The following is a 14,430-nucleotide window of genomic DNA, read 5'->3' as shown; positions in this document are numbered from 1 at the left end:
GATTTTAAGGGTTTTGTTCTAATAGGTTGTTTCCAGCTAATGCGGTCGTTGGAATAGGCAAGATCAATTGCCTATCCTGTGTAATGGTATTTTTGATACTGTTGATAGCGATATCTTTTAGCTTGTAATAACGTACATAGTCAAACCAATCTTCACTGTTTTCTGATAATAGTTCCAACCACTTGTGTTCAAAAATTACGTTGACTAAACGTTCATTAGAAATAAGAGAAGCATAGTCGGATTTGTATCCAGCACGGGAAGCTATAGTTTGTAGACTCTCTCTTGCAGCACCATAATTTTTGTTTCGTGCTGCCGCCTCGGCGTGGATGAGATAAACCTCTCCAAGGCGTAGAAGAATATGCGCGTTACGTTGTGCAACGGCATTGGCACCATACGGATATTTACCATTCATTAACGGGCCTCTGGTGGCAGCTGAATACATGTAGCCAAAACGACCGTCGAGGCCAGCTCCCGTTGAGGTGTTGCCATTTGCATTGTTGTCGACAAGTAAATCGGCCACGTTTCTGCTGTACTCACTGAAAGTCGTTCTTTCGATACTTACTTGTGCATTTTCTGTGGATCCGAAGTTATAGGTTGAAAATAGAATCTCCGAAGAGCGGTATCCTTTTAGGAAGATGTCGCCAAAGTTAGCCTCCAAAATGTAACCTTGCTGTTTACTGCTTTCTAGCACTTCCTTCGCTATTTTTTCGGCTTCACTGAAATTGTTCATATATAGTAGAACTTTCGCTTTCAGTGCTTTTGCGGTTTGCACAGAAACGTAGTAATGCAGCTTGTTTGTTTCTGGGGCAAACTGAATGCCGTATGCGAGGTCATCAAGAATGAATTGGTAGGACTCCTGAACGGAATTTCGCTTCGCAACCTCCAGACCTTCAAACGGTTTGCTCCGTAATACGATCCCGTAGTTAGAGTTTACATCAAAGGAGTATCCAAAGCAGCGGAGTAAGTAAAAGTGTGCTAAGGCGCGTTGAATCTTTGCCTCTGCAATACATTCTTTCACTCTGTTTTCGGGCATATTTGCAGCTTTTCCTTGCTCCATCAAAGCGATGAAGTTGTTTGCCGTATTGATAATCCTGTAATAATCCCGATAGATATCGGCAAGTGCAATATTTGTAGGAAGAAGATCATTGTTGATAAAGCCTGCTTCGCCCGCAATCCCTCCTGTTCGGATCAAGCCTCCGGTAAGGATGGACATAAGGGGACGAGGCGTGGAAACGCCCCATTGACGCCAGCTTTCGTAAATTCCGCGCAAGGCATTTTCTGCCGACTCCATATCCCGGATAACGTTGTCGGTTTCCAATTTATAGTGTGGTTTTATATCGTCGATACTCCCCGCCAGTTGGCAGGATGATAGTACCGCGCTAAAACAGAATATCTGTGTTATTTTTTTGATGTTCATAATTTAAATACAGTTAAAAGGTTGCTCTTACACCAAATGAAAATGTCTTTGATAATGGATAAGGGTCATTATTACTGGTTGATGTCGTAATATAAGGACCGATCAATTCCGGATCCAAACCAGGCCATTTCGTGATGGTGAAAATATTAGACATACTCGCATGCAAGGCCAACGATTGTAAGTGACAATGCTGCGCCAAGTTGCTTGGTAGGTTGTAGCTCAGGTTAACATTTTTCAAGCGCAGGAATGATGTTTCGTATACATAGCGATCTGATGAACGCATGTTACTGGAAGGATCATAGTATACCATGCGGGCGTAATTCGCATTCGTGTTTTCTGGTGTCCACATGTTTTCGAAAGTCTCTCGGTGGATACTCTCTCCCAATCGTCCGAAGTTATCCAACAAGAGGTTGTCTAACATTGCTTGTGCACCTTTAGAGAATTGAAAAACAAACGATAAGCCAAAGCTTTTGTAACGCATCGTCGAGTAAAGTCCGCCAAAGAATTTCGGCTGCGGTGAAGCAATAATCGTACGGTCTTCGGTCGAGATACGGCCGTCATTGTTTAGGTCCGCAAATTTATAGTCGCCTAGACCTGTTGAAAATGATTGGTAGTACGCGAAGCCAAGATCCTGTGCTTTCGCATTTAGGTCATCTATTTCCGCTTGGTCATTAAAGATTTTTTCTACACGGTATCCTTTCAGCGTGCCAGCAGGTTGTCCTTCAATAAAAGAGTCGAGTTGGTATGCGCTGATATTTGCACCATTTAGGTGTTCAATTCTATTTTTGTTGCGCGAGAGATTAAAGCTTGTTGTCCATCCGAAATCTTTGCTTCGGATAATCTCATACCCTAACTCCAATTCAAATCCACGGTTGCTGAGGTCAATCAGGTTGGAATAGAAATTCTTGAATCCCGATTCCAAAGGCGCCGGCGCTGGTGATAGTGCACCTTCGGTGTATCGATTGTATACGTCGAAACTACCAAATAGCCGGTTATCGAAGAAACCGAAATCTAAGCCAAAGTTATACTCTCTTGTTTTTTCCCATTTTACGTTTCTGTTAGGAAGGGTATTTTCTAAGACAACGCTTGGTCGGCCGCCCCATAAGTTATTGGATGCACGGATGAAAAACTGGCGATATAGGAAGTCATTGATATTAGTTGACCCTGTGTTTCCCCAACTTGCGCGTAGTTTTAAGTCGCTGATTGCGGATACATCGGCTAAGAATTTTTCATTCGAAACACGCCATCCCAAAGATACGGAAGGGAAATACGCGCGTTGGTTCCCTGGTCCGAATTTAGAGGATTGATCTGTTCTGAAATTTACTTCTGCAAGGTATCTATCTGCATACTTGTAGTTCAAACGACTATAAATAGAGTTTAATCCCCGATCTAATTTGCTACTGTTGTAAAAAGTAACACGGGCGGCAGATTGTTCGTTCGTTAAGACCTCATCATCTGGGAAGTCGTCGTATGTTACGCTTCCACTGGTTAGGAAGTATCGGTCATAGCCGAAACCTGCCATCGCCTTGAAATGATGATTACCTGTCGCCCAAGTGTAATCCCCTCTAAAGTTTAGACTGGTATTGGTGTTTTTACTGTTGCTTGTATATAGGGACGAATACAATGTCGAACCGAGTATACTAAGATCATCTTGCGCTACTTTTGGAGAGAAGAGGCTTCCCTCGCTTTGGTATGATGCAATGCTGAGATCAGAACGTAACTTCAGATTTTTAATGACTTCGATTTCGGCGTATGCACTACCTAAGAACTGCCCGAGGTTACTGTTGTTTTTGTTTTGACGCTGTGCCAATGGATTCGCTAGCATCACAGGATATCCCCACGATCCTGTACCGTCGATGCGGTTAAAATCACCACTTTCCGTGTACGGCAAAATATCGGGACGCACTAACCATGTCTTGGTATTCCCTTCTGTAAACATCGATTCTCCATCGTTGCGCTTTGTTACGCTATAACCTAGTGATGAACCTACTTTTAGGTATCGACTGATGTTGCTGTCAAAGCTTACACGTCCGCTGTATCGTTTAAGATTGTCATTAATAAACAAACCATCCTGATCAATTGTGTTGAAGTTGAATGACATGTTATGGTTTTCATTTCCGCCAGTTAGGCTGACATTAAACTGGGACGTACGTGCATTTTTGTTTTGAATAACCTTGTTCCAATCAGTAAATGTATTTCCAAAAGCATCTTCACGTAGGCCTTCATACTTATAGGTCAACGGTGTGTCGAAATCGTCGAAACTATCAGGAGAAATCGTGGCAAAAGATTCCAAAGCAGGTATCTGTACGTACATGGCTTCGTATGGATCGATCTGTCCTTTGTTTATCGCATCGATGGTATTCGTAATCAAGGTTGTTTGTGCTTGTTTGAACTCCGCGGTAGATAAAGGTTTGTAGTTCTTGATCGGATTGCTCAGCGAGTGCGTATAGTCTGCATTAACACTGAATTTGGCGTTCCTTTTTCCTCTTTTTGTATTTACGATAACGACACCATTCGCACCACGTGAACCATAGATTGCGGTTGCGGCGGCGTCTTTTAGGATATCAATACTTTCAATCTCCGATACCGGGATATTCGATAAAGGGTTGATATCCGGATATTCGATAAAGAAGGGTACGCCATCAATAACGTATAGAGGTTCGTTGGAGCTACCCGAAACAGGGGAGGTAATTCCGCGGATATTTAGTTTCGCCGTACTACCGGGCTCACCTGAGTTTTGGGTGACCATCACGCCTTTGGCTGCTCCACCAAGGATACTTTCAAAGGTGGTGGCATTATTCGAAAAATCTTGTAGTTTATCCCCCGATATTTTACTTACGGAGCTGGTTAGGTCACGTTGCTGTGTGGAGCCATAGCCCACGACAACAACTTGGTCCAGTTCTTTTTCTGCGACTGTCAGCTGAATATTGGTGGTTACTTCCTCGCGCCCAACCGTCACGGATTGAGTATGCGGGCGGTAGCCAAGATAACTTGCCGTGATCTGATATTTACCGGGGATAATGTTGTGAAAGGTGTAATAACCAGCGGCGTCCGTTACAGTGACAAAGTCGTAGTTCTTTCCGGTTAAACGTAGTGTAACGCCTGATAGCCCGTTTTTTTCGTCCGCGGCGGAGATCTTTCCCTGGATGGTTGTCACCTCTTGTGTGGCAGTGCGCGAATTGATAATTACGGCATCCGCTGTAAATTCAACAGAAAATGGCTGTTGGCGAAAGATTTCTGTAACAACAGCTTTAAAATCACTGTTTTCCATATTTATCGTGACAGGCACACTCTTTGTCATCGCCTCATCGGCATAGAGGAATTTGTACTTACTTTTTCCTTCTAGTTGTTTTAGTACAGACTTTAGGTTTTCTTGCCGGGTGTTCATGGTGATCTTTTGTGCAGTAACCGCTGTGGTACTTTGCAGTACCAATAGGGCGACAGCAGACCGCATCACAATCGGTCTCATCAATCGGTTGTAGATTTTATTCATATTTAGATTATTAGTTAATTCGCTGTTACTGTAAGTTTTCTGTCTTTGAGATGGAAATGGACTTCCCCCGTGAGGGTTAAGGCTTGCAGGATTTCATCCAACGGTTTGTTGCGCGGTACGCTTCCGGTGAATGTTTTCGTCATCAGTTCAGGTTCTTCAAAGAACACGGTGATATCATACCATTTGGCGACCGACTGCATAATTTCGCCGAGGGGCTTACTCTCAAACGATAGGTGACCGTCTTTCCAATCTGTATCAGCCTTTGACAAAGCTTTAAGATGAGTCAACTGGTTCCCATCGTTGATGGTTTGTTCTCCCGGACGAAGGACAATGCGTTGATTTGCGGTAGATACTTCAATTTTACCTTCGACGAGCGAGGTGGTAGTTTTACTATCAGCATAGGAACTGATGTTAAACTTGGTGCCCAATACTTTTGTTTTTTGGTTTTTACTTTCTACGATAAATGGTTTTTCCGGGTTATGGCTTACCTCGAAGAACGCTTCTCCATCTAGTTTTACTGTGCGTATATCTGATGCAAATACATTCGGAAATTCTAAGGTCGATGCTGCATTTAGCATCACTGTAGACCCATCAGACAATAAGATTTTAAACTGACCTCCCGTTGGAGTGGAGAGTTTGGTCCAGGTTCCTGGTGCAACATTAGCAAGTGTCTGATAAGCTATCGTGCCATCGCCAAGCTTTGTTACTTGTGCATATTTAAGGATTTTAACTTCGCCACTGTCGAGATCGCTCAATACCACGGAGTCTTGGTCGAGGTAAAGGACGGCTTTATTACTGCCCGGACGAACTTGTTGTGCAGATAATGGTGGTGTCGTTGTTTCTTGTAGTTGAAAGAATATTACCGCCAATGAAACCAAGGCTAAAACGATAGCCGCAGCATATTTCATATATAAGGTGCGAACTTTCTTTTTAGATTTTGTTTGGATAAGGATATTTTGCCAAACGGTTTCTTGCACCTCTTCGTAGGAAGTCACCGTACTGTCGTATTGCAGTTCTGTATACCAACGTGCAACAGCTTCCCGTTCAAGAGGAGAGGCTTTACCTGCTAGGTATTTCTGTAATAAGACTTTATTTGGCATTTCTTTCATGATGTAATTAGGTCATTTTAATAACATGACAATCCAAAATGAGGAAGGGAGTAGATAAAAATTAAAAAAGTATAGTCAACAATAAATGATAGTTGATTTTTTTCTTGAGAATTTTAAGTGCGTTCGCGACTTGCTTCTTAACCGTTAGCTCGGAAAGATTGAGCAGGTCGGCAATTTCTTTGTGTGAGAGTTGTTGTTTTCTGCTTAGATTAAAGATGTCGCGCATTTTCTCTGGCAAAGCACCGACTTCCTTTTCGATCAAAGCTTGTAGTTCTTTGAGTTGGAGATTATCGATAACGGAGTTGTCTACTTGATTTTGGTACAGGGTGAAAACAGCCATGTGATCTTGTACTTTCGTAGAGGATACGTAGTAGTTGATGATGGTATTACGTGTGGCTCCGTATAGATAGTTACTGATTTTTCCTTTTACATCCAATGTTGGCGCGGCGGTCCATAGTTTGACAAAAACATCTTGTAGGATATCTTTGGCCAACTCGTTGTCTGGAACTTTCTTTGTGGCATGCGCATATAAGATAGGGAAAAAACGTTCATAAAGAATACGATAGGCGGTATGATCTCCCTCTTTAATAAGGAGAAACAACTGCTCGTCACTGCAAGCTATGTATTTCGCTATATCCATCTTTTTGCATCGCAAAGATATTAAATAATAGTTTGGCGTGAAAAGAAGCTGTCCGCGGAGTGAATTGTGGAAGAATTATGAAATACAAAAGCGGCATATCCAATCAGATATGCCGCTTTTATAAGGTTAAATATACTGTAGAAGATGCAATTACTGGATGGTCATTACCTCGATTTCGAAGAATAACGGAGAGTTTGCTGGAATCTTATCATTTGATCTGTTGTCATAACACAATGTTGAAGGCGCTATGAACTGAATCTTAGATCCTTTTTTCAAACCATTCGCAGTGATGCCGCCAACAGGATAGGTCTGACCGTTGTATTTAATTGATTTCGGATAGAAGGCAAATTTCCAAGCTGCGATAAGTCCGCCTTGACCTGCAGTAATGGTAAAGTCAGAACCGTCAGTTGAAGAGTCAAATGTTGTACCATTCATTAATTTACCTACATATTTCGCTTTTACCGCAGGGCTTGTTAATGAACCTGAACCGCTTACGTAGGAGTACGTGTCGTCTGCTGGCTCACTTATGACATCAAACCAAATGCCTGATGCTGTATCTAGTTTTGGGTTTTCAAAATTAGCTGCTGCATAGTCTTTTAACTTTGGTGCTTGCGCTTTGTTTGTTGAATCTATGCGTGCGATTTCTTTTTCGTAGTCGCTGTTGTCATAATCATTTTTGCTGTTACAAGATGTTAACGCCGCAACAGAAGCCGCTAGGATAAATAGCTTAGTAAAAAGTTTTTTCATGTTTGTCTATTGTAATGGAAAAAAGGAAAGCCAGCTTGCTTTGCTAAGCGCTGGCCTCCGCTATATTAATTCTAAAAGTTTATTGTTACTCGATAGTTAATACTTCAAACTCATACACTAATGGAGAGTTTGCTGGGATCTTGTCGTTAGTGTTTCCTCCAAAGGCCCAGTATGATGGTGTGATAACCCGGATTTTACTTCCTTTTTTCAAGCCATTTTTTGTTAAACCACCTAGACCAGATATTTTTACATCTTGACCGTTGAATTTTACAGCATATGGGAAGAAAGAAAAGTACCATGCCTGGTTGAAAATTTTAGGCTGAGACTCATTAAAGGAGTATGTTGAACCTTCTGTATCAGACTGTACCACAGTGCCGTCAAGTAAAGTTGCTGTATATTTTAGTTTAAGTTTTGGAGCTGTCAGAGACTGCGTGCTCGTTGCTTTGTATTCGTAAGTATCGTCCGTAGGTTGAGAGAGAACTTTGAAATAAATACCTCTTTTAATTGTCTTATCTAGGTAATGAAATCTAACTTTCACACTATCCTCTTGGTATGTTCCTGGGTCAGAAGATGTCTCTGCAATGTAACGTTGAATTTTAGCATTATCTGCGGTAAAGATAGAGTCTAGTCGTTTCTCTTCTTTTAAGTACTCCGCTTCGTAGTCTGTGTTGTCACTTTTATTACATGAAGTCAACGCAACAGCAGCAAAAGCTAAGGCAAATAATGGTTTAAATAGATTTTTCATAATATTTTTTAGTCTTTAACATTAGGTAGAACGTGCGGTATTAGGACTACGCTACAGCAAACATAAAAAAATACGATTTAAAACTCGATTACTCGAGCGAGTTTCTTTCGATCCAGGTATTCAAAAGAGCGTGTTTGTACCTGAAAATGTGCATTAAGTATTATAGTGGTCGGGAAACTGAACGTACCCTGGCGTGCTGCCAGAAGTTCAGCTAGTTTATGGTAGCTTCCAGTTTTCTTTTGTGGAGCACTGTTGGTGTACAGCGCCCCATCAAAAGAAACGGTATCTGTGCTCTCCGCATCGAAGCGGACGGCATAGTAATGTGTATTTAATTGGGTGACTATTTTAGGGTCCGTGAATACTTCCCGCTGCATCTTACGGCAGTAAGCACACCAATCGGTGTGGAAGAAGAGAAGAACCTTTTTCGGGTGTATCGCTAAGGAGTCCGACAATTGCTCAAAGGTAATCCAGTTCACAACCGCTGCTTTCTGTTGCGCACGAAGGCGGCTCATCGACAAGGTCAACAAGAAAAATAAGAATATGATTGCTTTCTTTTTCATCTGTATAACTTTTAACAGGTCTTTATTTCTCTACGAACTACTCTCTACTAACAACCAACTACTTTCTACCAACCACGCAGGCGGGGACAAGCCCAACCCCTATAATCAATACTTTCTATTAACTACAAACTACCTTCTAGAAACTATCCTCTAGTGAAAATGTCCAATTTTGACGCCAAGTGTAAATGTTCGCGGCTTTGTTGGTCCATAAATATAATTCGAGTCCCGTAAAGCACCGCGATCAAAGTCTTTCTGGAAGGCATTGAACATATTCTGTACACCCCCAAAAAACTCCATACTAAATTCTTTTTTGATGGCGACAGTATAGCCTAAACGAAGGTTTAACTCGGCAAAGTCCCGTGCTTCTTTAACGAGCATCTGTCCGCTTTCCTGTACATGCGGGACTAACATTTTGCCTGTATATACACCGGTAACATCGATAGCAAATTGTTTTGTCGCTTTAATATTGGTATTTAAGTATCCATACATATTTGGTGTACGCATATAGCGCTTCGTAACAACATTGTCTGCCGCTGTCTCACCTTCGAAAATGATCTGTTCTTCATTGAATTTCGAACGTTGGATCGTTCCTCCAGCCTGTACACTGAATTTACTGGAAGGAGCAACGCTAAGCTCAATATTACTGCCATAAACTTTCGAACCTGCGCCATTACGCATTTCTTGCATAATAATATCGTCTTCTTCCGATGTCATTACGTTGGTAAATGGGTTCTTCAAATCGGTATAAAAACCCTCGATCAAAAGACTCGCTTGTGTGCGACCAAAATTACGGGTGTAATTAAATGAACCAGTATAGGCATTAGAGTATTCTGTTTTCAGGTTTTCACCCATCAGCACGAAGGCCTGCTGACCGCCAATAGACGTAACATGCATATCTTCATTGAAGGCCTGTGGCGCTCTGAAACCACGCGCATATCCGCCTCTAAATTGAAGGTATGAATCAATATCATATAAGATCGTTAAGCGAGGGCTAAAGGTTCCAAAGTTTTGATCCGATATACGGTTTTTGTCCAATAGCTGGTAGGTTCCATCCACGTGTGTATAATCATAGCGTGCGCCAATCAGTGCCTTGAGTTGATCAACGATTTTCCATTCATATTGTGCATAAGCCCCTAACGCATTAGTTTTCTGATCGATCATGCGATTGTAGGCGGGGATGTTATCTTCTGTTCGGTTGCTATTGAACTCGACGCCCGCTGTGAACACATCCTTATCAAAGTTGTACGTATATTGTGCACCGGCTACCATCGCAAAGTCATCGGTTACACCATATGAATTTGCAGCGGTAACGCTATCTTGATGACTGGTTGAACCAGCAAGCCCACCATAGTAACTGTCTCTTTTTGTTTTTTGTGCGGATACGTAGAGCGATAGTTTTTGTTTCCAATCTTTAGAATATTGGTCATATGTAAGACCTCCAATCAAGGAGTTGGTCTGCAACTGCTCGGTTACATCCGTAAAGTGTGGCGCCAGGTCAAGACGATCTCCCCCTCTGCGAAATTCATTAAGCACACTCATGTCCAAAGTAATTTTGTTGTACTCCGAAGGTTTGAAGAACGCCTTGGTGCCAAATGTAGTATTTCGAAGTTTAGTGATTTCGGAAAAGCCATCGTCGTTTGCATCCCAGGCCTCACGGTTGCGATGCATACCATAGAAAGTAACACCGTTCCGAAGATCTGTATCAACATATGAGGTGTTGAAATCAATTGTATTGTCCCATGATTTGCCATCGATCAGTGAATTTGTCGATTTAATTTGCCAGTCATTTTCTACCGGATCTTTCGTGATGATATTGATGGTACCCGCAATTGCATTTGCACCAAATAAGGCAGAGCCGCCACTACGTACGACTTCGATGCGGTCAATCATACTGGTTGGAATTTGATCAAGACCGTACACACTATTCAGGGCGCTGAAAACGGATCGGCTATTGATGAGGATTTGAGAATAAGCGCCTTGCATCCCGTTTAGTCGTACTTGTGAAAAACCACAGTTTTGACAGTTGTTCTCTACACGGACACCAGGTTGGTAGTTCAATGTTTCGGACATGGCGACAGATTGGGTCGCATTGAATAGTTTCGGTCCTAGTACATTTACAACCACCGGAGCTTCTCGACGTTCCAAGCCATACCGCGTCGCACTGACAACGACTTCATTTAAACTGAGGTTATCTTCGTTTAATACAATCGTAATAGTTGCCGATTTTTCCTTTGGGTTTAGTGTTCGCTTACTAGTTTGGTAACCAACAGCCCGTGTCGTTAATGTGGATTTATCTGTCGGGACATTGGATAACGTGAAGAAGCCTTCGTTGTCAGTGGAGGTTCCCAGTTTGGTGCCATCGACCAAGATTGTAGCCTGCGCAATCGGCGTTTGATTTGCATCTGTTACTTTTCCTTTAAGGGTAACTTGAGAAAATAAAGTGATCGGGAATATATATAAAAGGGTTATTAATAACCAAAAGTATGTTTTTGTCATTATGTAAAGTGAAATTGTTTTGTGTTAAACTGTTAAGTTGTTAAACTGTAAAGTCGTTAGATGTTGCGGTTACGTTATCAAGCTGTAAAGTCGTAAAGCTATCAAGTCTGTACGTTTTATGCGATGCCGAAATATACGTACTAGCTGGCGCGAGCCTTCGGCTCGTGTCCTTTCCATAGTGCAACAGCTATGCTGAGCACGCGATCTGGTTACTTGTATAGACTTGTAGATACAAAATTTAGCTACGCAGTGCTGGCGCGTGCCTGCTTACCATAGGCAGGCTTGTAGCTCGTGCCCATAGTGCAAAACTCGCATCTCGAGCTGCTTCCTAAGCCCCTACTATTTTAAATTTTCTAACGATTTGAACTATACCAAGGGTGGACCCCGGAGGTAATACGCATCCAGTAACTCGGTTGACCGAAGATGCGGAGTTAGTTGTGGGTAACCAACATAAAATTCAAGTGGAGATAAAGCGAATTCAAAAACAACAATATCCGTGTTGATGTAAGCGCCTTGAAATACGACATTGAGGTATTGTATCTCATCGTCGGATTTATGGTGCTCTTGTTGGCTTTTCTTTTTTGTGAAATTGTACGGGTGAATGTGTGTAATGATTTCTCCCGTCGAAGTAACCTCCTTGTGCATAAACACGACGCCACTGATGATGATAACCATCATCCAGGTGCTTAATAGATAAGCGACAAGAGAGCGGTATGTAGTGGATAATTTATGCAAACAAAAAGCGCTATCGGTTAAGGATAGCGCTGTAAAAATATGAAAAGCCTTCGATATTATCGAATTAACTTATTGTTATCATCTGGAAAAACCAATGTTGGCTGGTGGCTTTTTGCCTCCTCTGGTGTCATCGTCGCATAGGATATGATAATAACGATGTCACCGACTTGCACCAATCGCGCAGCAGCACCATTTAGGCAAATGATACCTGATCCACGCTCACCTGGAATCACATAGGTTTCCAATCGCGCGCCGTTGTTATTGTTTACAATTTGTACCTTTTCATTCGCAATAATATTGGCGGCCTCCATAATATCTTCATCGATGGTGATACTGCCAACATAGTTCAATTCAGCCTGTGTTACACGAACACGGTGAATTTTTGATTTCATTACCTCAATCATCATGCTGCAAAATTATCTTATTTTGAATAGAAATGAGAACAATAGATCGTTAAAATGACAATTAACTTAAAATCATATTATCAATAAGACGGACGCCTGCGACCCAAGCCACCAGTAAAGCGACATATGATTTGCCTGGTTCTATTGTTGTGGCCGGTGATAAGGTTGTGCTTTCACAGATAGCCAGATATTCGAGGGTTATTTCTCCTTCATCGGCTAATACTTGCTCCGCATTCTCCTCTAATTGTGCTATTGCTGTTTGTGGAAAACCTTTCTTTATTGTATTTAATGAACGATATAGTGCCAATGCTTTAATCTTGTCCGCTTCCGATAATCGCATATTCCGGGAGCTTAGTGCTAAGCCTTCTGGGCTTCGGACAATAGGACATATATGGATTGTTACAGGTAACTGCTTGATGTCTATCATTTTTTGAATGACCATGATCTGTTGAAAGTCTTTTTGTCCGAAACATGCGACATCGGGAAGGGTTAGCATAAAGAGTTTATAAACCACTTGTGTAACACCTTGAAAGTGCCCAGGGCGTTTTTCACCTTCCCAAATAGAATCCAGCGCGCCAAGATTAATGTGCCATGGTGTATCATCTGCGGGGTACATCTCGGCTACGGTAGGCATAAAGAGAATGTCACATTTAGCCGATGTAAGCAATTTGATGTCATTTTCAATGGGGCGCGGATACTTTTCGAGATCCTTCGGATCGTTGAATTGGGTTGGGTTCACAAAAATACTGCATACAACAATGTCTGCAACTTTTTGAGCTTCTGATATTAGCGATAAATGTCCTTCATGGAGCGCGCCCATGGTCGGTACGAGGGCTATCTTTTTACCAGCTTGCCGTAAGTCCGCAAGATGTGTTTGCAGTTGTTTTTTTGTTTCAAATATTTCCATCATGACAGGGTATGTAGTCAAAAATAAGACCGCAAAATTGCGAAAATGTTTTTGAAATATAAAAGGGTGAAAACTAATGGATTGTGGAATTGATAAAATTTACGTACCTTTGTAGACCGATTTTACTGTTCTATAAAACAAAAAAAAACAATTGGAGATGGCAAAAACGAAAATATTGTTTGTAACCCATGAGATGTCGCCTTTCCTTGAAATAAGTAAAATTTCTGAAATAACACGCCAATTGCCGCAAGCGATGCAGGAAAAGGGATTTGAGATTCGGATCCTAATGCCACGTTTTGGTAATATTAATGAGCGCAGAAATCGTCTTCACGAAGTGATAAGGTTGTCGGGAATGAACATCGTGGTGGATAACAATGATAATCCGCTAATTATTAAAGTAGCTTCATTGCCTGCAGCACGTATGCAGGTTTACTTTTTGGACAATGAAGAGTATTTTCAGCGGAAAAAAGTTTTTCGTGACGAGAAGGGTGAGTTTTTTGCAGACAACAATGAGCGATCATTGTTCTTCTGTAAAGGTGCACTGGAAACTGTTAAGAAACTAGGTTGGTCGCCCGATGTGGTCCACTGCCACGGATGGTTTACAGCAATGGTTCCTGCCTTTTTGAAAACGACGTATAAAGATGATCCTGCATTTAAAGATGCTAAAGTGATGTACTCTTTGTATGCAGATGAAGACTTCGATACGTTGACACCAAAGTATGCAGAAATGGCTGGACAAGAGGATATGACGCCTGAAGAAGCAGCTGTTTATGGAGATGGTTCGTATGTAGATCTTTACAAAGGGGCGCTTACATATACAGACATTGCTGTGTATGCTGACGAAACGATTGATCCTACTTTGAAGGCTTTTATAGCCGAGAAGGGTATTCGTAGTTTCTCACCGAAAGGCGATGACGACTATGAAGGCTTTGGCGAACTATTCGATGAGTTCGCAACAGTCGACGCAGAGACCGCGTAAAGATTTTCTAGATTAAATTATAGGTAAAGGCGCTTTTTTAAGCGCCTTTTTTGTGTTTTGATAGACACGAAATTTAGCTGCGTTGCGCCGTTCCGGGTTTGTGTTTCTGCATTAAGACACAAGATCTTGTCTCATCATGGTGCTAAATACTTTATACCTGATACTTTGTACTAAATACTTTATACTTTGTACCTGATA

The 14,430-nt window shown here is 41.7% G+C and carries 12 protein-coding genes; 1 reads left to right on the top strand and 11 read right to left on the bottom strand.

Annotated features, from left to right (window positions below):
- Positions 1 to 4: 4 nt before the first annotated feature.
- From E2P86_RS15990 to panC, 11 genes are all read right to left on the bottom strand, one after another.
- Complete coding sequence (locus tag E2P86_RS15990) at positions 5 to 1,417, bottom strand: RagB/SusD family nutrient uptake outer membrane protein (protein ID WP_134433733.1); 1,413 nt, start codon at positions 1,415 to 1,417, stop codon at positions 5 to 7.
- Positions 1,418 to 1,430: 13 nt separating this feature from the next.
- Positions 1,431 to 4,910, bottom strand: a complete 3,480-nt coding sequence (locus E2P86_RS15985; RefSeq protein WP_134433732.1) for a SusC/RagA family TonB-linked outer membrane protein — start codon at positions 4,908 to 4,910, stop codon at positions 1,431 to 1,433.
- Positions 4,911 to 4,924: 14 nt separating this feature from the next.
- Positions 4,925 to 6,019, bottom strand: coding sequence for a FecR family protein (locus E2P86_RS15980; protein ID WP_134433731.1), 1,095 nt, complete (start codon positions 6,017 to 6,019; stop codon positions 4,925 to 4,927).
- 61 nt (positions 6,020 to 6,080) lie between these two features.
- The gene (locus E2P86_RS15975) at positions 6,081 to 6,659 is read right to left on the bottom strand and encodes an RNA polymerase sigma factor (protein WP_085473186.1); all 579 of its coding nucleotides are present in this window, start codon (positions 6,657 to 6,659) and stop codon (positions 6,081 to 6,083) included.
- Positions 6,660 to 6,809: 150 nt separating this feature from the next.
- The gene (locus E2P86_RS15970; RefSeq protein ID WP_134433730.1) at positions 6,810 to 7,406 is read right to left on the bottom strand and encodes an FKBP-type peptidyl-prolyl cis-trans isomerase; all 597 of its coding nucleotides are present in this window, start codon (positions 7,404 to 7,406) and stop codon (positions 6,810 to 6,812) included.
- 85 nt (positions 7,407 to 7,491) lie between these two features.
- Positions 7,492 to 8,151, bottom strand: coding sequence for an FKBP-type peptidyl-prolyl cis-trans isomerase (locus E2P86_RS15965; RefSeq protein WP_085473184.1), 660 nt, complete (start codon positions 8,149 to 8,151; stop codon positions 7,492 to 7,494).
- Positions 8,152 to 8,228: 77 nt separating this feature from the next.
- Positions 8,229 to 8,711 (bottom strand): thioredoxin family protein, encoded by a 483-nt coding sequence (locus E2P86_RS15960; RefSeq protein ID WP_134433729.1) that lies wholly within the window; start codon positions 8,709 to 8,711, stop codon positions 8,229 to 8,231.
- A gap of 150 nt (positions 8,712 to 8,861) precedes the next feature.
- The gene (locus tag E2P86_RS15955) at positions 8,862 to 11,207 is read right to left on the bottom strand and encodes a TonB-dependent receptor (protein WP_134433728.1); all 2,346 of its coding nucleotides are present in this window, start codon (positions 11,205 to 11,207) and stop codon (positions 8,862 to 8,864) included.
- A gap of 366 nt (positions 11,208 to 11,573) precedes the next feature.
- Positions 11,574 to 11,942: a hypothetical protein gene (locus tag E2P86_RS18315; RefSeq protein WP_234991219.1), complete on the bottom strand. Its 369-nt coding sequence runs from the start codon at positions 11,940 to 11,942 to the stop codon at positions 11,574 to 11,576.
- Between the two features lie 56 nt (positions 11,943 to 11,998).
- Positions 11,999 to 12,349, bottom strand: coding sequence for an aspartate 1-decarboxylase (gene panD, locus E2P86_RS15945; RefSeq protein ID WP_085473181.1), 351 nt, complete (start codon positions 12,347 to 12,349; stop codon positions 11,999 to 12,001).
- Between the two features lie 58 nt (positions 12,350 to 12,407).
- On the bottom strand, positions 12,408 to 13,256 hold the full coding sequence (panC, locus tag E2P86_RS15940) for a pantoate--beta-alanine ligase (RefSeq protein ID WP_317128136.1): 849 nt from the start codon (positions 13,254 to 13,256) through the stop codon (positions 12,408 to 12,410).
- A gap of 154 nt (positions 13,257 to 13,410) precedes the next feature.
- Here panC and E2P86_RS15935 point away from each other — a divergent pair, with 154 nt between their 5' ends.
- A complete protein-coding gene (locus tag E2P86_RS15935) occupies positions 13,411 to 14,232 on the top strand; it encodes a glycogen/starch synthase (protein ID WP_085473179.1) in 822 nt (273 codons plus the stop codon).
- The last annotated feature ends 198 nt before the right edge of the window (positions 14,233 to 14,430 follow it).

It is taken from the genome of Sphingobacterium psychroaquaticum, from assembly GCF_004421025.1.
In the GTDB taxonomy this organism is placed as follows: domain Bacteria; phylum Bacteroidota; class Bacteroidia; order Sphingobacteriales; family Sphingobacteriaceae; genus Sphingobacterium; species Sphingobacterium psychroaquaticum.
This window is presented reverse-complemented; position numbering and strand designations above follow the sequence as displayed.

Bases quoted from the DNA above. Each gene is read 5' to 3' on its own strand.
- E2P86_RS15990 (WP_134433733.1), bottom strand. From the start codon at position 1,417: ATGAACATCAAAAAAATAACACAGATATTCTGTTTTAGCGCGGTACTA.
- E2P86_RS15985 (WP_134433732.1), bottom strand. From the start codon at position 4,910: ATGAATAAAATCTACAACCGATTGATGAGACCGATTGTGATGCGGTCT.
- E2P86_RS15980 (WP_134433731.1), bottom strand. From the start codon at position 6,019: ATGAAAGAAATGCCAAATAAAGTCTTATTACAGAAATACCTAGCAGGT.
- E2P86_RS15975 (WP_085473186.1), bottom strand. From the start codon at position 6,659: ATGGATATAGCGAAATACATAGCTTGCAGTGACGAGCAGTTGTTTCTC.
- E2P86_RS15970 (WP_134433730.1), bottom strand. From the start codon at position 7,406: ATGAAAAAACTTTTTACTAAGCTATTTATCCTAGCGGCTTCTGTTGCG.
- E2P86_RS15965 (WP_085473184.1), bottom strand. From the start codon at position 8,151: ATGAAAAATCTATTTAAACCATTATTTGCCTTAGCTTTTGCTGCTGTT.
- E2P86_RS15960 (WP_134433729.1), bottom strand. From the start codon at position 8,711: ATGAAAAAGAAAGCAATCATATTCTTATTTTTCTTGTTGACCTTGTCG.
- E2P86_RS15955 (WP_134433728.1), bottom strand. From the start codon at position 11,207: ATGACAAAAACATACTTTTGGTTATTAATAACCCTTTTATATATATTC.
- panD (WP_085473181.1), bottom strand. From the start codon at position 12,349: ATGATGATTGAGGTAATGAAATCAAAAATTCACCGTGTTCGTGTAACA.
- panC (WP_317128136.1), bottom strand. From the start codon at position 13,256: ATGATGGAAATATTTGAAACAAAAAAACAACTGCAAACACATCTTGCG.
- E2P86_RS15935 (WP_085473179.1), top strand. From the start codon at position 13,411: ATGGCAAAAACGAAAATATTGTTTGTAACCCATGAGATGTCGCCTTTC.